The 19264-nt window shown below is 43.8% G+C and carries 21 protein-coding genes; 14 read left to right on the top strand and 7 right to left on the bottom strand.

Features of this window, described 5'->3' with window-relative positions:
- Positions 1-33: 33 nt before the first annotated feature.
- The 4 genes from B2U10_RS01345 to B2U10_RS01330 form a co-directional block, all read right to left on the bottom strand.
- The gene (locus B2U10_RS01345) at positions 34-909 is read right to left on the bottom strand and encodes a DegV family protein (RefSeq protein WP_035406645.1); all 876 of its coding nucleotides are present in this window, start codon (positions 907-909) and stop codon (positions 34-36) included.
- A 65-nt stretch (positions 910-974) separates the two neighbouring features.
- Positions 975-2300, bottom strand: a complete 1326-nt coding sequence (gene brnQ / locus B2U10_RS01340) for a branched-chain amino acid transport system II carrier protein (protein WP_290785207.1) — start codon at positions 2298-2300, stop codon at positions 975-977.
- Between the two features lie 346 nt (positions 2301-2646).
- A complete protein-coding gene (locus B2U10_RS01335) occupies positions 2647-2940 on the bottom strand; it encodes a hypothetical protein (RefSeq protein ID WP_035406649.1) in 294 nt (97 codons plus the stop codon).
- 247 nt (positions 2941-3187) lie between these two features.
- Positions 3188-3919 (bottom strand): hypothetical protein, encoded by a 732-nt coding sequence (locus B2U10_RS01330; protein ID WP_035406651.1) that lies wholly within the window; start codon positions 3917-3919, stop codon positions 3188-3190.
- Positions 3920-4051: 132 nt separating this feature from the next.
- Here B2U10_RS01330 and B2U10_RS01325 point away from each other — a divergent pair, with 132 nt between their 5' ends.
- From B2U10_RS01325 to B2U10_RS01295, 7 genes are all read left to right on the top strand, one after another.
- Positions 4052-4609, top strand: coding sequence for a GNAT family N-acetyltransferase (locus B2U10_RS01325; RefSeq protein ID WP_035406655.1), 558 nt, complete (start codon positions 4052-4054; stop codon positions 4607-4609).
- 8 nt (positions 4610-4617) lie between these two features.
- Entirely contained in the window at positions 4618-5331 is a 714-nt protein-coding gene (locus B2U10_RS01320; RefSeq protein WP_056062403.1) for an alpha/beta fold hydrolase, read from the top strand.
- Between the two features lie 86 nt (positions 5332-5417).
- A complete protein-coding gene (locus B2U10_RS01315) occupies positions 5418-6509 on the top strand; it encodes a conserved virulence factor C family protein (protein WP_056062400.1) in 1092 nt (363 codons plus the stop codon).
- Between the two features lie 359 nt (positions 6510-6868).
- Positions 6869-7081 carry a hypothetical protein gene (locus tag B2U10_RS01310; RefSeq protein WP_035406663.1) on the top strand — a complete coding sequence of 71 codons (213 nt, stop codon included), beginning with the start codon at positions 6869-6871 and terminating at the stop codon, positions 7079-7081.
- 78 nt (positions 7082-7159) lie between these two features.
- A complete protein-coding gene (locus B2U10_RS01305; RefSeq protein WP_035406667.1) occupies positions 7160-7606 on the top strand; it encodes a BsuPI-related putative proteinase inhibitor in 447 nt (148 codons plus the stop codon).
- 33 nt (positions 7607-7639) lie between these two features.
- A complete protein-coding gene (nadE, locus tag B2U10_RS01300; protein WP_035406669.1) occupies positions 7640-8458 on the top strand; it encodes an ammonia-dependent NAD(+) synthetase in 819 nt (272 codons plus the stop codon).
- A gap of 115 nt (positions 8459-8573) precedes the next feature.
- Entirely contained in the window at positions 8574-9845 is a 1272-nt protein-coding gene (locus B2U10_RS01295) for an FAD-dependent oxidoreductase (RefSeq protein ID WP_290785205.1), read from the top strand.
- A 69-nt stretch (positions 9846-9914) separates the two neighbouring features.
- Here B2U10_RS01295 and B2U10_RS01290 read toward each other — a convergent pair whose 3' ends face one another.
- A complete protein-coding gene (locus B2U10_RS01290) occupies positions 9915-10310 on the bottom strand; it encodes a disulfide bond formation protein B (RefSeq protein ID WP_035406674.1) in 396 nt (131 codons plus the stop codon).
- Between the two features lie 65 nt (positions 10311-10375).
- On the opposite strand from B2U10_RS01290, the gene B2U10_RS01285 reads away from it, so the two are divergent.
- The 5 genes from B2U10_RS01285 to B2U10_RS01265 all read left to right on the top strand — a co-directional run bounded on the left by B2U10_RS01285 (position 10376) and on the right by B2U10_RS01265 (position 15802).
- Entirely contained in the window at positions 10376-11266 is an 891-nt protein-coding gene (locus B2U10_RS01285; protein WP_023468861.1) for a LysR family transcriptional regulator, read from the top strand.
- Entirely contained in the window at positions 11250-12362 is a 1113-nt protein-coding gene (locus B2U10_RS01280; RefSeq protein WP_290785203.1) for an N-acetyldiaminopimelate deacetylase, read from the top strand. Before B2U10_RS01285 ends, B2U10_RS01280 begins: the two co-directional genes overlap by 17 nt.
- Before the next feature lie 234 nt (positions 12363-12596).
- Positions 12597-13994, top strand: coding sequence for a cytochrome ubiquinol oxidase subunit I (locus B2U10_RS01275; protein ID WP_035406678.1), 1398 nt, complete (start codon positions 12597-12599; stop codon positions 13992-13994).
- A 12-nt stretch (positions 13995-14006) separates the two neighbouring features.
- Positions 14007-15029 carry a cytochrome d ubiquinol oxidase subunit II gene (locus B2U10_RS01270; protein WP_035406681.1) on the top strand — a complete coding sequence of 341 codons (1023 nt, stop codon included), beginning with the start codon at positions 14007-14009 and terminating at the stop codon, positions 15027-15029.
- 104 nt (positions 15030-15133) lie between these two features.
- Positions 15134-15802 carry a potassium channel family protein gene (locus tag B2U10_RS01265; RefSeq protein ID WP_035406684.1) on the top strand — a complete coding sequence of 223 codons (669 nt, stop codon included), beginning with the start codon at positions 15134-15136 and terminating at the stop codon, positions 15800-15802.
- A gap of 37 nt (positions 15803-15839) precedes the next feature.
- On the opposite strand, the gene B2U10_RS01260 is transcribed toward B2U10_RS01265, so the two are convergent.
- Positions 15840-16616: a Cof-type HAD-IIB family hydrolase gene (locus B2U10_RS01260; RefSeq protein WP_290785201.1), complete on the bottom strand. Its 777-nt coding sequence runs from the start codon at positions 16614-16616 to the stop codon at positions 15840-15842.
- Positions 16617-16789: 173 nt separating this feature from the next.
- Between B2U10_RS01260 and B2U10_RS01255 the strand changes: the two genes are divergently transcribed.
- Together B2U10_RS01255 and rnjA are read left to right on the top strand one after the other, a co-directional pair.
- Entirely contained in the window at positions 16790-17005 is a 216-nt protein-coding gene (locus tag B2U10_RS01255; RefSeq protein ID WP_029342182.1) for a DNA-dependent RNA polymerase subunit epsilon, read from the top strand.
- Positions 17002-18669: a ribonuclease J1 gene (rnjA, locus tag B2U10_RS01250; protein WP_035406688.1), complete on the top strand. Its 1668-nt coding sequence runs from the start codon at positions 17002-17004 to the stop codon at positions 18667-18669. Before B2U10_RS01255 ends, rnjA begins: the two co-directional genes overlap by 4 nt.
- 47 nt (positions 18670-18716) lie before the next feature.
- Here the strand turns inward: rnjA and def are convergent, their stop codons facing one another.
- A complete protein-coding gene (def, locus tag B2U10_RS01245) occupies positions 18717-19256 on the bottom strand; it encodes a peptide deformylase (protein ID WP_023468853.1) in 540 nt (179 codons plus the stop codon).
- Positions 19257-19264 lie beyond the last annotated feature (8 nt).

Here is a 19264-nt window from a genome sequence, read left to right as displayed (position 1 = left end):
ACCGTCCGGTTCTTTATTTTTTAATGTTAGGTATCAAGTTGTAGGTAGAGAAATGTCGTCGAACCAGAACACGCCGACCGTCTCAGCACCAGCATGTGCCAAGATGGAAGGACCGAATTGCGTGATACGAACGTTGATTTCAGGATGTTCCGTTACAATCAAACGTTTTAATTCTTCAGCAGCAGTATGAGCGAGCGTATGACCGATATATAGTGTTCGATCGTAGACTCCTTGTGCTGTCACTTTAGAAGTGATCTCGGTTACCATTTCCTTAAATGCTTTTTTGATCGAGCGTACCTTCTTGAAAGGAACAAGCTGTCCTTCTTCATTAAATTGAACGATCGGCTTGATGTTGAGCATATTCGCTAATAAAAATTGACTTCCTGAAACTCGACCACTACGTCGCATCGTCTCCATATTTCCAATAATCAGATAAAAATGCGATTTGTGTTTAAACGTTTCAAGTGTCGACATGACTTCCTTTGGATCGTTACCAGCAGCTACTAGTCGCTGTGCGATCCGGACAAGTTCTTGTTGATTGGCAGCACCCGTGTATGAATCAATCGCATACAGCGGGAAACCGACAGCCTCAGCTGCAGCGACCGAACTGGAGTAGGTACCACTTAAGCCACTCGTGATGTGAATCGCATATCCGTAATCATAACCGTCTTCGAGTAACTGTTCGTATAGAGTTACGAAGTCACCAAAAGACGGTTGCGAAGTCGTAGGTGAGATTTTCGAATCGTCCTGCATTTTTTGATTCAATTGTTCAATCGAGATATCGACATACTCCCGGTAAGACTCCCCGTTCAAGATGAGTAATGTCGGTATCACATGGACTCCGATTTTTTCAGCCTCTCCTGGCTCGAAAAAAGCCATGCTGTCGGTAATCCAAGCAATCTTATCCATGTATATGACGCCTCCATTAATATAACCATTTTGTTCATCATACCATAGCTATGAAAACGGAATCACTAGCTAGCGCGTTTTTGTATGACGGAAGGGGTGGAAACGTGTCCAAACCATGAACTGAGACCAAAGGCGATAAGTGTCGGAAACAACCATTCTAAACTTTGATCCACTAAAGGAAGTGATTGATAGAAGGTTTTGAGATTTCCCGGGAAAAGAGAAAGTTGGTTTAACGCACTACAAAGTGAGAAGAAAATCGTTACTCCAAGAGTGAACTGATAAACGACCGACTTACGACGGAACAGATGACGCATGAATGTTAATGCGATTAAGACGATGACGATTGGATAAAGGAACATCAACACGGGAACAGCGATTGATAACAATGTCTGTAATCCGACAATAGATACCGTGAGACCAAGAACAGTCGTGAAGATACTTGCTGTTTTTAATGTGACACGTGTTGAAAGAGTCATCATATATTCTGCAAATGCAGTGACGAGACCAACTGAAGTCGTCAAGCAGGCAAGTAGGATCGCAAGACCAAGTACAGCTAAACCAATTGAACCGAATGCTGTATTCGCATAATGCTGAAGAAGGGTCGGACCATCGACTTTTCCGATTGCGGCAAATGTATTACGTCCGATCATTCCGAGTCCGATATAGACGAGAGTCAAAGCAACCGCAGCAATCGTTCCAGCACGAGTGACGACTTTAAATTGTGCTGTTCGTTCATGAACGCCTCGACTTTTTAATGTATGAAGTACCACGACACCGAAGACTAAGGCGCCGAGTGCATCAAGCGTTAAGTATCCTTGAAGAAAACCTTGGATGAATGCTTGACCTGTCGTCTCATAGGCTTTGCTTGGTGAAGCGACACTTGAAAGTGGTGAGACGATGCTACTGATGCTTAACGCAGCAAGTGCAATCAGCAATAAAGGTGTGATGAAACGTCCGATGATTTCAAGTAATTTACCAGGACGCAATACGAGGTAAAGCGTAGCAATGAAAAAGAGACTTGATGAGAGAACTAATGTCATTTGTGAAGGCGCACCGAGAAATGGTACAACACCGAGCTCATACGTGACAACCGATGTCCGAGGGATTCCGAAGAAAGGTCCAATGGCAACGTAGAGAGCAAACGTCAAGGCAGCACCTACAAAACGAGGGAGAGGAGCAGCAAGCGTTTTGATACCGCCTCCGATGGATGCGACAGCAAGTAAGCCGAGCAACGGAAGGCCCACACCTGTCACGATAAAGCCGAGGATGGCTGGGAAGAATTGTTTACCTGCAAGGGCGCCGAGTTCTGGTGGGAAGATTAGGTTACCCGCACCGAAAAATAATGCGAAGATCATAAATCCTAAAGCGAACGTATCTTTTGTCTTAAACATGTGTTGTCCTCCATTCCTTCTAATTTCAATAAAAAAAGCCTCATCCACGATGTGCGTGGATAGGCGTCGTGTGATCAGACGCCTTGTCGAAATGACGAAAAGGGCCTGGTCTTCATCTTCTCAATCGAGAAATGAATCTTCAGTCCCTGGTCCTAATCACAATCAGTCGTACTGGGATAAGCGATGTATATGTCATGTTTAAAACCTCCTGTTTGAATTTTTCTAAGGATAACATGAAGAATCTAAGAAAACAATATTTTCTGAAAATTTATCACCGAGACTTTTAAACAGAAAAAAACCTTAACTCATGAATGGAAGTCTTGAGTTAAGGATTTTCATACAAATGTCAGCTTGTCGCAATCGAGCGTATTTTTTTATGGCGTTTCAATTTATGGAGGAGCCAAGCGTGAACGACCTCACAGGATTGACGTGGTAACGTCAGTTCAACAAGCGATTCCTGCTGTTGCCCTTTAATGACGAAAAGTCCATTTTCTTCATCGACAGGGGCGATGGTCATTGAACTCGCTTCATTCAGCGACAGTTTCACTTCACCGAGTGTCGCATCCTTTAATTTGAGGATGTTCCCGTTCGTCGCAAATTTCGTGAATGAGCCAATTCCGTTCACTTTTAACTGATCCATATTGAATTCCTCCTTCTGCTGATTCCAGTACCATCCCTACAAAAAAACAGGTCTAACTTCTATCTTAAAAAGGTTATCCTCATTATAGCGAAGTCCTCACAAGATGCTAGTCTTATTTTGTGTGAAAATTCGAAAAATTTTTTAACGATATTGTCACATTGTCCATAATAACCGTAAAGAAGGAATCATCATTTAAAATTCAAATAGAACAAAAGCATCCTTTTCTAAAAGAAAAAGATGCTAAAGGTCAATCTAACTCAAAACTCCATTTCTTTTTTCGACACACAAGCGTTCCACGTCTAAGAATCGATTCTTTCTCGGCTTCAAAATCTTCATGTAATACGCTCATGTCTTCATAACGGCCAGCCACGTAGACAGGAATCGTAATATTTCTTGAAAAAACAGATCGCTTTGCGCTTTCGAAATCAATCAGGACCCCTTCTCCGAGAAAATGACGGATATGGATCATGATTTCAGCTGTTAAAGCAACAGAGGCAACGGATCGTGCGTGCTGTCGGAATTTTCGTTGCACAAGATCAGCAATCAATTGTTCGACGCGTGCCCAGTCTTTTAAGTAAACGGAAGCATGAAGTCCGTCATGCTCGCTAAAATAGACCAATTCATTTTCAATCGAATCAAGGAAGGGAAGTGGCATTCCACGTTTCATATGCATTAAAAATAACAACTCTGCGATCTCGACATCCGTTAATACGTCGAGTGAATGGGAGGAACGAATATCGATAGCGATCAATGGATGACGCTGCACATCCGTGGATTGTGAAAACTGTTCGATTTCATGCGCTTCGATATAATGTAGCATTGTCCGAAACGATTGTTTCGTCTGCTTGAAATCACTTCCTGAAATAAGCAAAGGACGCTTCAAATCGACGGCTGCGGCGAAATCAGAGAAATGCACCCCTGACATCGTCAAGCGTTGATTTTCCTCGTCCTCATATAAGTAAAGTAACGCACTTGACATACCACTTCGCTTCCTTTCCGTGACTAACTCCTTCATAATTCAATAGTAGCAAAACTTCGAATTGCCTGAAAGGATATTTACTCCTGAAAACGGGCATACTACATAGAGAAGCATAAAGAGAGGTGATGGAGCATGTGGGGCTTGCGAAAGCCATTCCCGGAATTGCGAACCGAGCGCTTCGTATTACGTGAGCTCGAAAACCGTGACGCACGTGAATTGTTTAAAATCCTATCAGATGATGAAGTCATGTACTATTACGGATCAGATCCGCTTGTGACAGTCTATGAAGCAAAAAATGTCATCAGTTACTTCAAGGAACAGTTTACACAAGGTAAAGCGATTCGCTGGGCAATTGCTGATGCAGAAACGAATCAATTGATCGGTACGATTGGTTTTCATAACTGGCTCTCCCAATACCATCGAGCTGAAATTGGCTTTGAAGTCAGTCAAGAGTATTGGCAACGCGGAGTGGCTTCCGAAGCGGCTCGAGCTGTTCTGACTTACGGATTTGAGGAATTCGCTCTCCATCGCATCAGTGCTCTCGTAGCACCTGAGAATCTTGCTTCCAATGCATTGGTGCAAAAATTAGGGTTTCAAGCAGAAGGATTATTAGAAGACTATGCATATAGTCATGGTCGTTTCATGAACTTGACGATGTACCGTATGCTCGCATCTGAGTGGAAGGGATGAGGTAGTCAATGGAAAAACAAACACTTGTACTCCTACATGGATTTACAGGAGGGACAGATTATTTTAATCGGGTAGAGGCAAATTTACGACATTCTTTTGAAGTTTTACCGTTGAGTTTACCAGGACATGAAGGACTGGATGTCGGACCTGATACGATTGAGGGATTCGCAGAATGGGTCATGGATGATCTAGAGCGACGTGGTGTTGAAAAGCCAATCATCGTTGGTCACTCTTTTGGCGGGTACATCACGGCTGCAATCGTGGAAAGGTATGCCGAACAAATCAGTGGATATGGTCTCGTTTACTCAACGGCGAAAGCAGATGATGAACAAGCGAAACAAAAACGAAATCAAAATATCACGCGCGTCGAAGAAGTTGGTGTAAGAGAATTTGTCAATGGTCTTGTTCCGTCCTTATTTGCGGAAGGAGCCGATGAATTCGCTGTTGCTGAAGCACTTGAAATTGGGTATATGATGACCGTCGAAGGAGCCATCCGTGCACTCTCTGCGATGCGAGATCGTCGGGATATGACGAAAGCTTTAACGAAAGCAAACGTAAAAGGTGTCATCATTCATGGTACGAAGGATCCATTGATCTCAGAGGAAAGTGCGTTTGCACCAACAAATGATCATCTCATACATCGGTCAACAGACAGTGGACACATGGGGATGCTTGAGACACCGGATGCTTTCGTTGCAATTATCGAAGAAGCATTCAAGTAAGTTTTTGCCCTACGGTCATGTCTGTAGGGCATTTGCTTTGCATTTCAGATTAGATATCTGAAATGATAGAAGTGGAGGGGATACACATGAAAATCGTAGCGATTGAACCAACACCAAGTCCAAATAACATGAAAGTCATCGTTGATGAGGTCTTTTCGGAAAAGGGGCAGACATTCGAGCATGCCTTTGGCGCACCGGAACACATTCAGCGATTACTTGAAATACCTGGCGTTAAGTTTGTTTATCAGGTCAGTGACTTTTTATCGATCGAGCGTTATCCGAAATATGATTGGCGTTCGCTTGTCATCGATATACGACGTGCGTTCGGTGAAACGTTAAATGACGTTGAACAGCACGAGACAGATGCTGAGTATGAGCCAGTCCATTTATTTGTACAGTTCATTTTAGGCGTACCAATGCAAATCAAAGGTGTGAAAGGATTAGAAGAAAAACGAGAAGGGTTGCCAGAACGATTCCGAGAAGCAGCGCTATTCGTCCAACCATTCGTTCAGAATGTCATTAGCGATCGACGCTGGGTGGAACAAGCACCTCGATACGGTGACCTTGACGAAAGTTTGCGTGAAGTAGCGAATGAGATTGAGATCGCATATCCAGTCGAACGTATCGAACGTCTCAAGTCGCTCGCAGCAGGGGAAGATATTGCCTTTAGTGGTCAAGCTATTCGTTCGTCTGATTGGAAAGAACGATTTGCGGCGCTTGATGAACTGCCTGTTGAAATGGAATGGGTTCCGGCGTATGCACGATTATTACAGGATGAAAAAATGCAAATTCGTCGTCAAGCAATCGTAAAGCTTGGGATGTTCGAAGAACATCGGGAAGAATTATTAGAGTATCTGACAAGTGCACTCCATGATCCATCAGGTATCGTACGACGAACAGCAGGTGATACGATTTCGGATTGGGCGATGCCAGAGGCTGAACCAATGATGATGGAGGCTTTGACGGATAAAAATAAACTAGTACGTTGGCGGGCTGCTCGATTCCTGTTCGATGTTGGAACAGAACAGTCGATTCCAAGACTGCGTGAAGCGAGCCGAGACCGAGAATATGAAGTCGCTTTACAGGCGGAACTCGCCTTGACTCGAATCGAAAGTGGGGAAGAAGCACTAGGGACGGTCTGGCAACAAATGAATCGAATGATAGATGAAAGTTCATGAGAACTCAAAATAATATTGTGTGAAAGAATCATTCGACAAAATGAGCCATCGATTGTCTAGGTATATTTTCCCTGTTATCTAAAAATGATGGTAAAATAATCAAAATTATGTTGTCATCTTTTTGAAATCGAAATGAAATGTGTTGGAAACGCTCGTAAAAACGCTTGCATGCAACAACTATATAGATTATTCCAAAATATCCCTATTTGAACTGGAATATTGTTTTGAAATGAAATGTCGAATGACTATTCTCTTCTTTTTTCATCTCTTTGATACAGTAAACCTACAATAACGAATTCGAAGCATGTAGGTCATCTTTTGGCTTGGCATATGAATGAGAAAAGGGGAGAATCGGGGATATGTTACTTTTCGCTGAAACTGATTTAGCAGTAGGATACAAGGAACGGACAACAACAGGGGTATATGTCACGATCGAAACAATTGACAGTCGTACGATTACATTGGTTGCACCAGCAAACGCGGCAGAAGATATTTGTGACGAACTGTTTGCGACAGGTTTAGAGCAATTGTTTTCATTCAAGATGAATCCATCTACTTTACCTGTAGCATAAGAGATGAAATGTGCGAGAGAGGAAATCCTCTCTCGCTTTTTTTTGTGATAAAATTGATTAGATAAAAGGAGGGATGAAATGAAACGTCTCGTTTTCATTCTGTTGCTGCTTACTGTTTGTTTAGCAGGTTGCCAAGAAAAGAAACAACAGGCAACAAAAACTATGAACGAACCGATTCAGATTGCAGTCAAAACGACAAAGCAAGACAGTATGATGCAATTAGACATTTCCTTAACGAATCCAAATGATCACAGTGTAAACGTGACATATCCTTCCTCGCAACGATTTCAGGCTCAATTGATTGATGCGAAACAACACGTAACGTATGATTTTGAGAAAGAGCAAGTATTCACGCAAGCGATTGAGAAGGATACGTTCACAAAACGCGAAACGAAACAGTACACGGTTGAATTACCGATCTCCTCTTTAGGTGATAGCAAGGAAGTTCGCGTATCGACAATCCGCCAGTTCAAAGGAGCAAATGCAAAACAAACGACGGATCACCAAATGATTGATTCAAAATGACGATCAAAACGATGTGAAGGAGTGAATTTATTCATGCAACAAGAAATCATCCAAGTAACAGGCGTTAAACCTATCATTGATCCAGCCCAAGAAGTAAACGAGCGGGTAGCCTTCTTGAAGGCGTATCTCAAGCATACAGGGGCGAAGGGATTCGTATTAGGCATCTCCGGGGGACAAGATTCAACGCTCGCAGGTCGTCTATGCCAACTGGCAGTTGAAGAGTTGCGAAAAGAAGAGGGACAAGATGTCTCATTTTATGCGGTCCGCTTGCCTTACGGTGAACAACAAGATGAAGCAGACGCACAGGCAGCCTTGACTTTTATTCAACCGGATCATTCGCTTCGTGTGAATATCAAACCAGCGGTCGAAGCATCGATGCGGGCATTCGAAGAGGCGACAGGTGCAGAACTTTCAGACTTTAGCAAAGGAAATACGAAAGCGCGAGAACGAATGAAGAGTCAATATGATTTAGCCGCTCATTATGGCTGTTTAGTCGTTGGAACGGATCATGCAGCCGAATTCGTGACGGGATTCTACACGAAACATGGGGATGGTGCATGTGATTTAACGCCATTAACGGGACTGAATAAACGGCAAGGGAAACAACTCTTACGTTACTTGAACGCCCCAGAAGTCTTGATTGAAAAAGTTCCGACAGCAGACCTTGAAGAAAATCGTCCGGCACTACCAGACGAAGTGGCACTCGGAATGACATACGAAGAAATTGATGATTATTTGGAAGGTAAGTCGATTTCAGAAGCAAGTCAAGAAAAGTTAGAGACGCAGTATAAACGTGTTGGACATAAGCATCATATGCCCGTCTCACCACTTGATGAATGGTGGAAAGCATAATCAAAAATAAGGAGATATGATTTCATGATTGAAATCATGTCTTTTTTCATGTTCTTCGATTCTTCTCCGGTCGTTATGGGAAAAGAAGAGAAACGATGGTTGAGGAGGCGAGAGTATGACGATTGGGATCATAGGTGGAGGGTTATCCGGATTGACAGCAGCGGCATTATTTGCAAAACAAGGAACACCGGTCACGCTCTGGGATGCTGGATTACTCGGAGGACGTGCCACCTCTCAAACCGTAAAGGGCTTTACATTTAATTACGGTGCCCATGCGATTTATGGACGCGATCAATCAATTCTTCGCAAATTAACGAAACAACTCGGTATCGAAGTGACGTGGCTTGATTTTTCAGCGAGTCGTGCGAAATATGAGTTTTCAGGTCATTTGACGGCTGTTCCTGCGAATGCCTGGGGACTACTGAAAACAGAAGTCATCGAAGGAACGAACAAAGTACGTTTTACATGGGAGATTATTAAAAAGATTTTACGAGTCGAACGAGGGAATCCGCAACAATCCATCGGGCAATGGTTAAAAACAGAACGCGTCGATGAACAAGTGGCACAGTTGATGCTTGATTTGGCATCAACGAATTTTTTTACGGCAGAACCAGAAAAAATTCCATCAGATGTCTATTTCGAGTATTATCAAAAGCTTTTTCGGACGCGAAAGCCTGTCTCATACATCGAAGGGGGCTGGCAAGGGTTAGTACAGGAATTGGAACGGATCATCCTAGAGAATCGCGGAGAGATCTTGAAAAAAACAAAAATAACAGCAGTCGAATTGACTACGACAGGATTCTTGGTACGTGATCGAAAAAAACAAGAATGGAATGTGGAACGGATCATCTTTGCCGTACCACCACGTGAAATCTTAAAAATGGCGACTCCAACGACGATCCAAAAATTCGTGACACCGCATGCGAGTCATGAACCCGTCGAAGTTTTCGTGTATGATCTCGGACTTCAGCCTTATATCCAAACACCGTATTCATACATCTACGACCGTTCGCATCGAGCGTTCATCACGGATTTATCGCATTATGATGCAAGCCTCGCACCAAAGGATGGTCAAGTCCTTCAAGCAATCGCTTATCTTGAACACGATCGACTTGAGGATCCTGATTATATCGGACATGTTCGAACGGGAATCGAACAGATGCTTGACGTTCATTTCACAGACTGGAGAGAACGTATCGTTGCAGAACGAACGATTAAACGAGCAGTCGTACAAGAAATCAAATGGAAAATGGGGCAAGGTCCTCTTGCGACTCAAATTCCGGGACATGCAGGTGTTGCTTTCGTCGGAGACTGGTGTGAAGGGACGGGACAACTCTCAGAGCTTGCGTTCTCAAGCGCCGTAAGTGTTTTCAATCGATGGACGTGATGTAAAACGACAAAAGAAGGAGAAGCCGAATTGACTTCTCCTTCTTTGTATTGACCAAAGATTCATATCTTACGCTTCATTGTTTGAACGTGCTGGATAGAACGCTAGAATCAAGAGTAATGTAAAGGCAATGAGACTCATCATCGGAATCGTCAAGAAACCGAAATAGTTGACCCATTTGATGAGACAGCCACTCGAACATAACGCTTCGCCATCGGGTAAACGCTCAAGGATGACATGGTACAAGGCGACACCAAAGCCGGCAAGCACATATAGGCGTACAAAGAGTGGATCGATCGTTTTCGACCGGAACAAGGATATGAGCAAATAAAAGGCTGTCGTATACATGAATAGTCGTTGCCACCAACAGAGAGGGCAGGGAATGAATCCACGAATTTCACTAAAATAGAGACTGCCAAGCGTTGCAATCGTTGAGATGATGAACATAAAATGATAGCGTGTCATATGTATCGTCCTTTCTAACGTGTTAAACTAATGCCATCTTATATCATGAGGAGTCGAATCTCACATTGCAAGTGTCGGAAATGGAAATGTTGATCACTTTATCGGAAGAATTGAATATGAGGCGAGCTGCTGAACGATTATTCGTTTCACAACCTGCGCTTAGTCAACGTCTTGTTGCGATTGAGAGACGCTGGGGAACCAAACTATTCATTCGTTCATCGCGTGGCTTAAGCATCACACCGCAAGGAGAAAAAGTGATTGGTCTCGCAAAAGAGATGAATCGGAAGGAACTCGAACTAAAAAGTGAATTGACGGCAGAAGAGGGTGCCGTTTACGGAACGCTTCGGATTGCTGTCGCCTCCATCATGGGACAATACTGGCTCCCGCGTGTCTTAAAACGATTCGTCGAGCGTTATCCGCATGTGCGTGTCCAGTTGGTCACCGGATGGTCAAGTGAGATGATGCGTCATATGTTAGAGGAACACTTTCATATCGGGATCATTCGTGGAAACCCGGACTGGAAAGGTGTTAAAGAGCGCCTTTTCTCAGACCCGCTCTATCTAGTTGATAGTGAGTTGACGTCGATTGAACAATTGCGTGTGACGGATCGCCCGTTCATCCAGTTCAAAAGTGATTCGACGTACTATCAAGAAATTTTAGAGTGGTGGCAAGATCGGTTCGCAAGTCCACCCTCTCGGACTTTGGTCGTCGATCAAATCGAGACATGCAAACAGATGGCGTTACATGGCATCGGTTTTGCTATCTTACCTGAGTCGACGATTCAGCAATCGAATGAAGTCATGCAGCTTCCGTTGAAGACATCATCCGGAAAAGTACTGAAGCGAGATACTTGGATCTTGTCCACGGAATCGATGCTTGAATTAAAACAAGTCCAAGCTTTTTGGGACATCGTAAAAGAAGAAGGAGGAAGTCAGTCAGATGGAATACGCCATTGAGATGCGGCGCGCGCTTCATAAAATACCGGAACCAGGGTTCAAGGAATTTAAGACGCAAGCTTTTATATTGGAACAAATTCGTGCATATCCGCCAGATCGTGTCACATATGACACATTTGAAACAGGTGTTTTCGTTCGAGTGAAAGGATTGACTGGAAACCGAACGATCGGGTATCGCGCAGATATTGATGGGTTACCGATTGAAGAAGCGACAGGGCTTCCGTATTGCTCAGAACACCCAGGGTTCATGCATGCGTGTGGTCATGACATGCATGCCTCGATTGCTTTAGGGTTGATGAAACGGATCGTTGAACTACCAGTCATGGATGATGTCGTCTTTTTATTCCAACCGGCAGAAGAAGGACCGGGCGGGGCGGAGCCGATGATTAAAAGTCCATTGTTTGAAAAATATCGTCCGAGTGAGATGTATGGTCTTCACATTGCACCGGAATATCCAGTCGGTACGATTGCTAGTCGTCCAGGCGTACTGTTCGCGAGTGCTCGAGAAGTTCATATCACGATCTATGGTCAAAGTGGTCATGCGGCTTTTCCTCATTTGACGATTGATACAGTTGTTGCGCAAGCAGCCTTGATCATGCAATTGCAAACGATCGTCAGTCGATCCATTAATCCGATGAATTGTAGTGTCATCACGATTGGGAAAGTGGATGCAGGTATTCGTGAGAATGTCATTGCCGGTAGAGCGGTTCTTGACGGGACGATGCGTGCGCTAAACGGCGAAGACATGGAAAAACTCGAACGTCGTGTCCGTGACATCATTCGAGGAATCGAAGCTTCGTTTGGTGTTAAAATCGATTTGCAATTCGGTAATCGCTATTATGAAGTCGTCAACGACCGGCAAATCGTGGATAAATTCTCATCATTCGTAAAGATGAATGCCAACTATATCGAATGTGACGCGGCGATGACAGGGGAAGATTTTGGTTTCATGCTGAAAGAGATCCCAGGGATGATGTTCTGGCTCGGCGTCGATAATCCGACATCTGGTTTGCATCAACCAACATTAAACCCGGATGAATCAGCCATTTCTTTTGTCATTGATTTACTTGACCATTATTTCCGAGAGTATGTTTAAAAATTTTTATGAAATAATAAAGGATATAAAGCTTTCCCTTTCGAATTCAGGAATGGGAAAGTTTTTAATATATGTAGGAATAAGAGTTTTCGAACATTTTGTGAAAAAAATCACGTGTATATGTGAACAATTTGTTACATCAAACATTATAAACAGACACAAAGGGTTATGTTCTCTATGATACGGTTATAGACCATATAGAGAAGTATGTTTTAGGAAGAGGGGGCTAAATACATGTTCAATGATCCCGTAGTGCTCAGTCGATTATTGACAGGGCTCACACTAGCGTTTCATATTATTTTCGCGACGATTGGTGTCGGAGTACCGCTCATGGTACTGGCAGCTGAATTCATCGGTCTGAAACGCAAAGATCCAGATTATATCTTATTAGCAAGACGGTGGACGCGTGGATACGTCGTTACCGTAGCAGTCGGTGTCGTAACAGGGACGGCAATCGGCTTGCAACTATCATTACTTTGGCCGTCACTCATGCAAGTAGCGGGTCAAACAATTGCTTTGCCACTATTTATGGAAACGTTCGCGTTCTTCTTTGAAGCGATTTTCCTTGGTATTTACTTGTATACGTGGGACCGGTTCAAAAATCCATGGTTGCACTGGTTGATTGGGATTCCAGTCGTCATTGGTGCGACAGCATCAGCGTTCTTCATCACGACAGTCAACTCCTTCATGAACTCACCAGAAGGATTTAAGATCGTCAATGGTACGTTAACGCAAATCGAACCATTAAAAGCAATGTTTAATACAGCGACACCGACGAAGGCGACACACGTCATCGTTTCAGCTTACTTGACTGTTGCCTTTATCTTGGCAGCAATCGCGGCGTTCCATTTGCTTCGCAAAAAGACACTCTCAGCAGCAGAGACGGCATATCATAAGAAAGCTCTACGTCTCACTGTCATGGCTGGTCTGATTTTCGCGTTCTCGACAGCACTTGTCGGTGACTTCTCAGGGAAATATTTAGCGAAATACCAGCCAGAAAAACTAGCAGCTGCGGAATGGCATTTTGATACGACAAATGAAGCAGAATTGATTTTTGGTGGGATACTTGATCAGCAAGAAGACGGCAGTTATGAAATCAAAGGAGCCGTCAAAATCCCATATGCGCTCTCAATTCTTGCAGGTGGGGCTCCGAATACGGAAGTCATCGGTTTAAACGAATTCGCAAAAGAAGATCAAGCACCACTGATCGTCCACTATTTCTTTGATATCATGGTATCGATTGGGATGTACTTGACTGCTATCTCTGCTTTGTTCATCTTGGCATTCCGATTGAAAAAATTGAATCCATATAATAAGTGGATTTTACGAGGGGTGTTCATCGGTGGTCCGTTAGCGATGATTTCAATCGAAGCGGGATGGATGTACGCTGAGATTGGTCGTCAACCTTGGACGCTTTACGGTATCATGCGAACAGCGGACGCGGCGACGACTTCAACAGCGGTTGGTCCGATGCTCATTTTATTCAGTGCATTGTACTTGTTGCTTGGTACGATTTGTACGGTCGTCTTATTACGGATGTTTAAGAAAAACACGGTTGGAAAAGAACTTCAAGAACTTGCTGAAAACCATCATGCACGCGGTGAAGCAATGTTCGTGGATGATAACAAGTAAGGAGGGAACGATTTGGACGTTCAAACACTAGGGATCACGGTCCTTTGGACTTTCCTGTACGGATATCTCATCGTTGCCTCAATTGACTTCGGTGCTGGATTTTACGCCTTTTATTCAAAATATACGAAGCGGGATCATCTGACGAATCGATTGATTCTTCGTTACCTCTCTCCTGTTTGGGAGGTAACGAATGTCTTCTTCGTATTCTTCTTCGTAGGACTAGTTGGGTTCTTCCCAGACTCCGCTTACTATTTCGGTACGGCACTACTCGTACCAGCGTCAATTGTTCTTGTCTTGATTGCGATTCGTGGTAGCTTTTATGCGTTCGCCAATTATGGATCAAACGACAGCATGTTCTACACATTTTTATATGGAGCGACAGGGTTGCTGATTCCTGCTGCGATGTCGACGACATTGACAATCAGTCAAGGTGGTTTCATCCGCAAAACGAATGATACAGTTGAGTTTTTAGGAACGAAATTATTTTCGAACTTTTACTCGTGGACGGTCGTAGCGCTCGCTATCGTATCTGTCTTATACATCAGCGCGATGTTCCTCTTATTCTACGCGGATAAAGCGAAAGATGAGGGAGCTACGCCGCTTATTCGGAAATGGGCACTCTTTTGGAGTGGACCAACAATCCTCGTCTGTGCGCTCGTCTTCTTTGGACTGAAGAACCAAGCGGCATGGCATTATGAAAATATCCTAAACGGCAACTGGTGGTGGTTCGCTGCTAGTTTCTTATTTTTCCTCATTGCCGTGACACTCGTCTATATGAAGAAGAACTATGGCATCGCGTTCGTCGCGGTCATGTTACAGTATGCAGTCGCGTGGTTCGGTTACGGATATACACACTTGCCATATATCTTGTATCCCTATATCGATATCAACAAAGCAGTCGTAAACGAAACGATGGCTTCCGCACTCGTCGTCGTTTTCATCTTCGGACTTTTACTCTTAATTCCGGCGTTGTATTTGATTTTACGGCTCTTCTTGTTCGATAACGATTATGTACGTGGAAAATCATCAAAATAATGAATGGATAAACGCCTCTGCGATTCGCAGAGGCGTTTATAGTATTTTTAAATTGAATCGGGTACACTACTAATGAAGAGCGATTGTGAAGGAGAGTTGTGAAAATGAATGGAGAGTTTGCAGTAATCGGACTAGGGCGTTTTGGTGGCTCGATTGTCCGCGAATTATCGAAAAACGGCTATGATGTCTTGGCAATTGATTCCGATGAGGAACGTGTCAACGAATTCATGGGGATTGCGACACATTCTGTCATTGCCGATACGACCGATGAGAACGTTTTAAAAAGTTTGGGGATTCGAAACTTTGATCATGTCATCGTCGCTATTGGGGAAAACATTCAAGCGTCTATCTTGACGACGTTGATTTTAAAAGAGCTCGGTGTGCAATCGATTACCGTCAAAGCAACGAATGATTACCATGAAAAAGTATTGCGAAAAATTGGAGCGGATTTCATCGTTCACCCTGAGCGAGATATGGGGGTTCGGATTGCGAACGGATTGATGAGTTCGAATATCCTTGACTACTTAGACTTATCACAAGAATTCTCAATCGTTGAGATTAAAGTCAGTGATCGGATGGCAAAACAAACCTTGATTGATCTCGACTTACGAAGTAAATATGGAGCAAATGTTGTCGCCATCAAACGGGGTGAAAATGTCATGATCTCCTTGCAGGCAGATGAAGTCATCGAAAAAGGCGATTATCTCGTCGTCATTGGTGAGAACGAAGATCTTGATCGCTTAGAACGCGCGATTCATAAAGTAAAGAACTAAAAAAAGCTGAGGCATGCCTCAGCTTTACATCTATCTATTAGATGAGTTGGAATTCTTTAAGTCCATGTGCGATACCGTCTTCAAGAATAGGTTTCGTGACATAATCGGCAGCGGCTTTTGTTTCCGGAAGTCCGTTGCCCATTGCAATACCGGTTCCGACATAGCGTAGCATTTCAAGGTCATTGAGAGCATCTCCAAAAGCGAAGGTATCCTCGCGGCGAATGTTTGTCAATTTCAAGAACTGTTTGATGCCTTCTGCTTTCGAGGACCCGACGTTGATGACATCCATCGCATGAGGATGCCAGCGAATGAAATCAAAAGCATCGTAACGTTTGATGTAATCTGCTTCTTCTTCTGCCGTGCAGTAGACAAGCGTTTGAAACACATCGTGAGACAAGAAGGCTTCTTCATCGTGAAGCGGTAACGGCATGTCGAGATCTCCGAGCGAATCAACGACATGAAAATCATTTAATTTCGTTGTAAAACCTTTTGTTTCGCCAAGATAGACAAGCGTATGTCCGTTTTCCTTTGCTTGTTGCGTCAAATGTGTCAGATCGACTTTAGGTTGTGGACGTTTGTAGATGATTTCGTTTTGATGAACGACAATTTGCCCGTTGTAACCGATGATCGTATCAATGTTGAGCAACTCACGAATCCCAGATAACATTGCGGGACCGCGTCCGGTCGCAAGCGCTACATATACACCGTTTTCTTGAAGTTGACGAATTGCCTGTTTTGTTGATTCCGGAACGAAATGACCATCATGCAATAAGGTTCCGTCGATATCGAAAAAGACGACTTTCTGATTTGCCATGGTTTCACCTTCTCTTTTTAATTGGTCGAAATGACCTGTTCATGTGAAAGTATAGCATAACCAAAAGCGTGTTGCCGGAAGGGAACATGCGGAATAAGGATGAAAAATAGTCCATGTATCGTGTATACTGTACTAAGGACAAAAAACAATGTACTGATAAGGAGTTGCTAGACATGATTTTTAAAGTATTTTACCAACCGCTTCGTTCGGAAGCACCTGTTCGTGAACGGACAGAAACGATGTATGTAGAAGGGGAAAGCATTCGTGACGTGCGATCAACGATTGACCACCTCAAAGAGATCAACATTGAGTTCATCCGCGAAGTTAGTGGAGAATTTTTGACATACGAGCAACAACATCCTGACTTCAAGGTTGCGACGTTCGAATGAAGTTCGTCAAAAACCATCAAGCCGCCGTCTTCGCACTCGGTGGACTCGGGGAAATCGGAAAGAACACGTATGTCGTTCAATTCCAAGATGAAATCATCGTCATCGACGCGGGTGTCATGTTCCCTGAGGATGAATTACTCGGAATCGACTATGTCATTCCGGACTACACTTATTTGATCAAGAACAAAGATAAGGTCAAAGGGGTCTTCATCACGCACGGTCACGAAGACCATATTGGCGGTCTTCCTTTCTTGCTTAAACAAGTAAACTTACCGATTTACGCTGGAAAAATTGCAATGGGTCTCATTAAAGTCAAACTAGAAGAACACGGTTTGCTTCGGAATGCAGAACTTCATGAAATCGATGAAGATTCGATCATCAAGTTTCGGAAGACGAGTATCTCGTTCTTCCGTACGACACACTCGATTCCGAACTCGTTCGGTGTCGTCGTCAAGACACCACAAGGCAATATCGTGCATACAGGGGACTTTAAGTTCGATTTCACACCGGTCGGAGAACCTGCTGATTTAGCGAAAATGGCTGAACTTGGTAAGGAAGGCGTCTTGTGCCTCTTATCGGATTCTACGAACGCTGAAGTGGAAGGTTTTACGATGAGCGAACGTGTCGTTGGGGAAACGATTTCAGACATCTTCCGTAAGGCGGAAGGACGAATCATTTTCGCGACATTCGCATCGAACATCTATCGTCTCCAACAAGTCGTCAATGCTTCTGTTGAAGCAGGACGAAAAATCGTCGTTTTCGGACGTAGCATGGATAAGGTCATGATGATTGGTCAAGAACTTGACTTCATCAAGGCGCCAAAGGGTACGATCATCGAGCCGAACGAGATGAAGCGTTATAAATCAAACGAGTTGACGATCCTTTGTACCGGTTCACAAGGAGAACCGATGGCGGCCCTTAGCCGTATCGCAAACGGAACACACCGTCAAATTTCAATCATTCCAGATGATCTCGTCATCTTCTCTTCGTCACCAATCCCAGGAAACGTCGTTTCTGTCGGAAAGACGATCAATCAGCTATATAAAGCTGGCGCAGATGTCATGTACGGTAAACTGAATGATATCCATACATCAGGTCACGGTAGTCAACAAGAGCAGTTGCTCATGTTACGTCTATTGAATCCGAAATACTTCATGCCGATTCACGGGGAATACCGGATGCTGAAGAAGCATATGTCGCTTGCGATGGATGCTGGTGTACCGGAAGAGAACTGCTTCGTCATGGATAACGGTGAAGTACTGGCATTAGATGCGAATGCAGCTGCTATCACTGGGAAGATTCAAGCGAATGCCGTTTATGTCGATGGAAAAGGAATCGGTGATATCGGTAACATCGTCTTACGAGACCGCCGTATTCTCTCAGAAGAGGGACTTGTCGTCGTTGTCGTGACGCTTGACTCTAAAACGAATCGTCTCGTCTCAGGACCGGATATCATCTCGCGTGGTTTCGTCTACATGCGTGAGTCAGGTAATTTGATTAAAGATGCTGAACGTCTACTTAAGCGTTCGCTTGATCAATCGCTTGCGAACCGTAACACGAAATGGACGGACATCAAACAAGTCATCAATGATACGCTCACACCGTATTTAACTGAAAAAACACAACGTCATCCGATGGTCATGCCGATCATCATGGAAGTCTGATTCGAAAAAATCCTCGTTTCCGGAAACGGAAACGAGGATTTTTTGTATTATGTGGCAGGACCATATTCCTTGAATGGTTCTTTTTTATCGATCCGATCATAGAACATGACACCATCCAAATGATCATATTCGTGTTGACAGACGATTGCTTTCATACCTTTTAAACGTAATTTTACAGGATTTCCGTTATGATCGATGCCAGTTAGGGTAATACGCATATAGCGCGGTACATGTCCTTCGACTTCACGGTCGACGGACAGACATCCTTCGCCGCCCGTTAAATACGTCTGCTCGACGGAATGACTGATGATTTTTGGATTATAGATACCAAATTCCAGCAAATCATCACCATCCGGTAAGCGGATTGCGAACATGCGCTTGTTGACACCGATTTGTGGTGCTGCAAGTCCAATGCCGCTTCGTAAATCGTATTTCTTCGCAATTTCATCATCTTGACTGTTGGCGAGGAACTCGCGCATGAGTCGCATCGTTTCCTTATCCTCATCGCTGAGAGGGAAGGTCACTTCTACTGACCGTTCGTGAAGAGCAGGAACGTCTTCGCGTACGATTTCATTCATGGTGATCATGAACAACA

The sequence above is a fragment of the Exiguobacterium sp. UBA7533 genome (assembly GCF_002479335.1).
In the GTDB taxonomy this organism is placed as follows: domain Bacteria; phylum Bacillota; class Bacilli; order Exiguobacteriales; family Exiguobacteriaceae; genus Exiguobacterium_A.
Note: the sequence above shows the minus strand (reverse complement) of the source record. Positions and strands in the feature narration are given on the sequence as shown.

Coding starts and splice junctions, on each gene's coding strand:
- B2U10_RS01345 (WP_035406645.1), bottom strand. CDS start 909: ATGGATAAGATTGCTTGGATTACCGACAGCATGGCTTTTTTCGAGCCA.
- brnQ (WP_290785207.1), bottom strand. CDS start 2,300: ATGTTTAAGACAAAAGATACGTTCGCTTTAGGATTTATGATCTTCGCA.
- B2U10_RS01335 (WP_035406649.1), bottom strand. CDS start 2,940: ATGGATCAGTTAAAAGTGAACGGAATTGGCTCATTCACGAAATTTGCG.
- B2U10_RS01330 (WP_035406651.1), bottom strand. CDS start 3,919: ATGTCAAGTGCGTTACTTTACTTATATGAGGACGAGGAAAATCAACGC.
- B2U10_RS01325 (WP_035406655.1), top strand. CDS start 4,052: ATGTGGGGCTTGCGAAAGCCATTCCCGGAATTGCGAACCGAGCGCTTC.
- B2U10_RS01320 (WP_056062403.1), top strand. CDS start 4,618: ATGGAAAAACAAACACTTGTACTCCTACATGGATTTACAGGAGGGACA.
- B2U10_RS01315 (WP_056062400.1), top strand. CDS start 5,418: ATGAAAATCGTAGCGATTGAACCAACACCAAGTCCAAATAACATGAAA.
- B2U10_RS01310 (WP_035406663.1), top strand. CDS start 6,869: ATGTTACTTTTCGCTGAAACTGATTTAGCAGTAGGATACAAGGAACGG.
- B2U10_RS01305 (WP_035406667.1), top strand. CDS start 7,160: ATGAAACGTCTCGTTTTCATTCTGTTGCTGCTTACTGTTTGTTTAGCA.
- nadE (WP_035406669.1), top strand. CDS start 7,640: ATGCAACAAGAAATCATCCAAGTAACAGGCGTTAAACCTATCATTGAT.
- B2U10_RS01295 (WP_290785205.1), top strand. CDS start 8,574: ATGACGATTGGGATCATAGGTGGAGGGTTATCCGGATTGACAGCAGCG.
- B2U10_RS01290 (WP_035406674.1), bottom strand. CDS start 10,310: ATGACACGCTATCATTTTATGTTCATCATCTCAACGATTGCAACGCTT.
- B2U10_RS01280 (WP_290785203.1), top strand. CDS start 11,250: ATGGAATACGCCATTGAGATGCGGCGCGCGCTTCATAAAATACCGGAA.
- B2U10_RS01275 (WP_035406678.1), top strand. CDS start 12,597: ATGTTCAATGATCCCGTAGTGCTCAGTCGATTATTGACAGGGCTCACA.
- B2U10_RS01265 (WP_035406684.1), top strand. CDS start 15,134: ATGAATGGAGAGTTTGCAGTAATCGGACTAGGGCGTTTTGGTGGCTCG.
- B2U10_RS01260 (WP_290785201.1), bottom strand. CDS start 16,616: ATGGCAAATCAGAAAGTCGTCTTTTTCGATATCGACGGAACCTTATTG.
- B2U10_RS01255 (WP_029342182.1), top strand. CDS start 16,790: ATGATTTTTAAAGTATTTTACCAACCGCTTCGTTCGGAAGCACCTGTT.
- rnjA (WP_035406688.1), top strand. CDS start 17,002: ATGAAGTTCGTCAAAAACCATCAAGCCGCCGTCTTCGCACTCGGTGGA.
- def (WP_023468853.1), bottom strand. CDS start 19,256: ATGATCACCATGAATGAAATCGTACGCGAAGACGTTCCTGCTCTTCAC.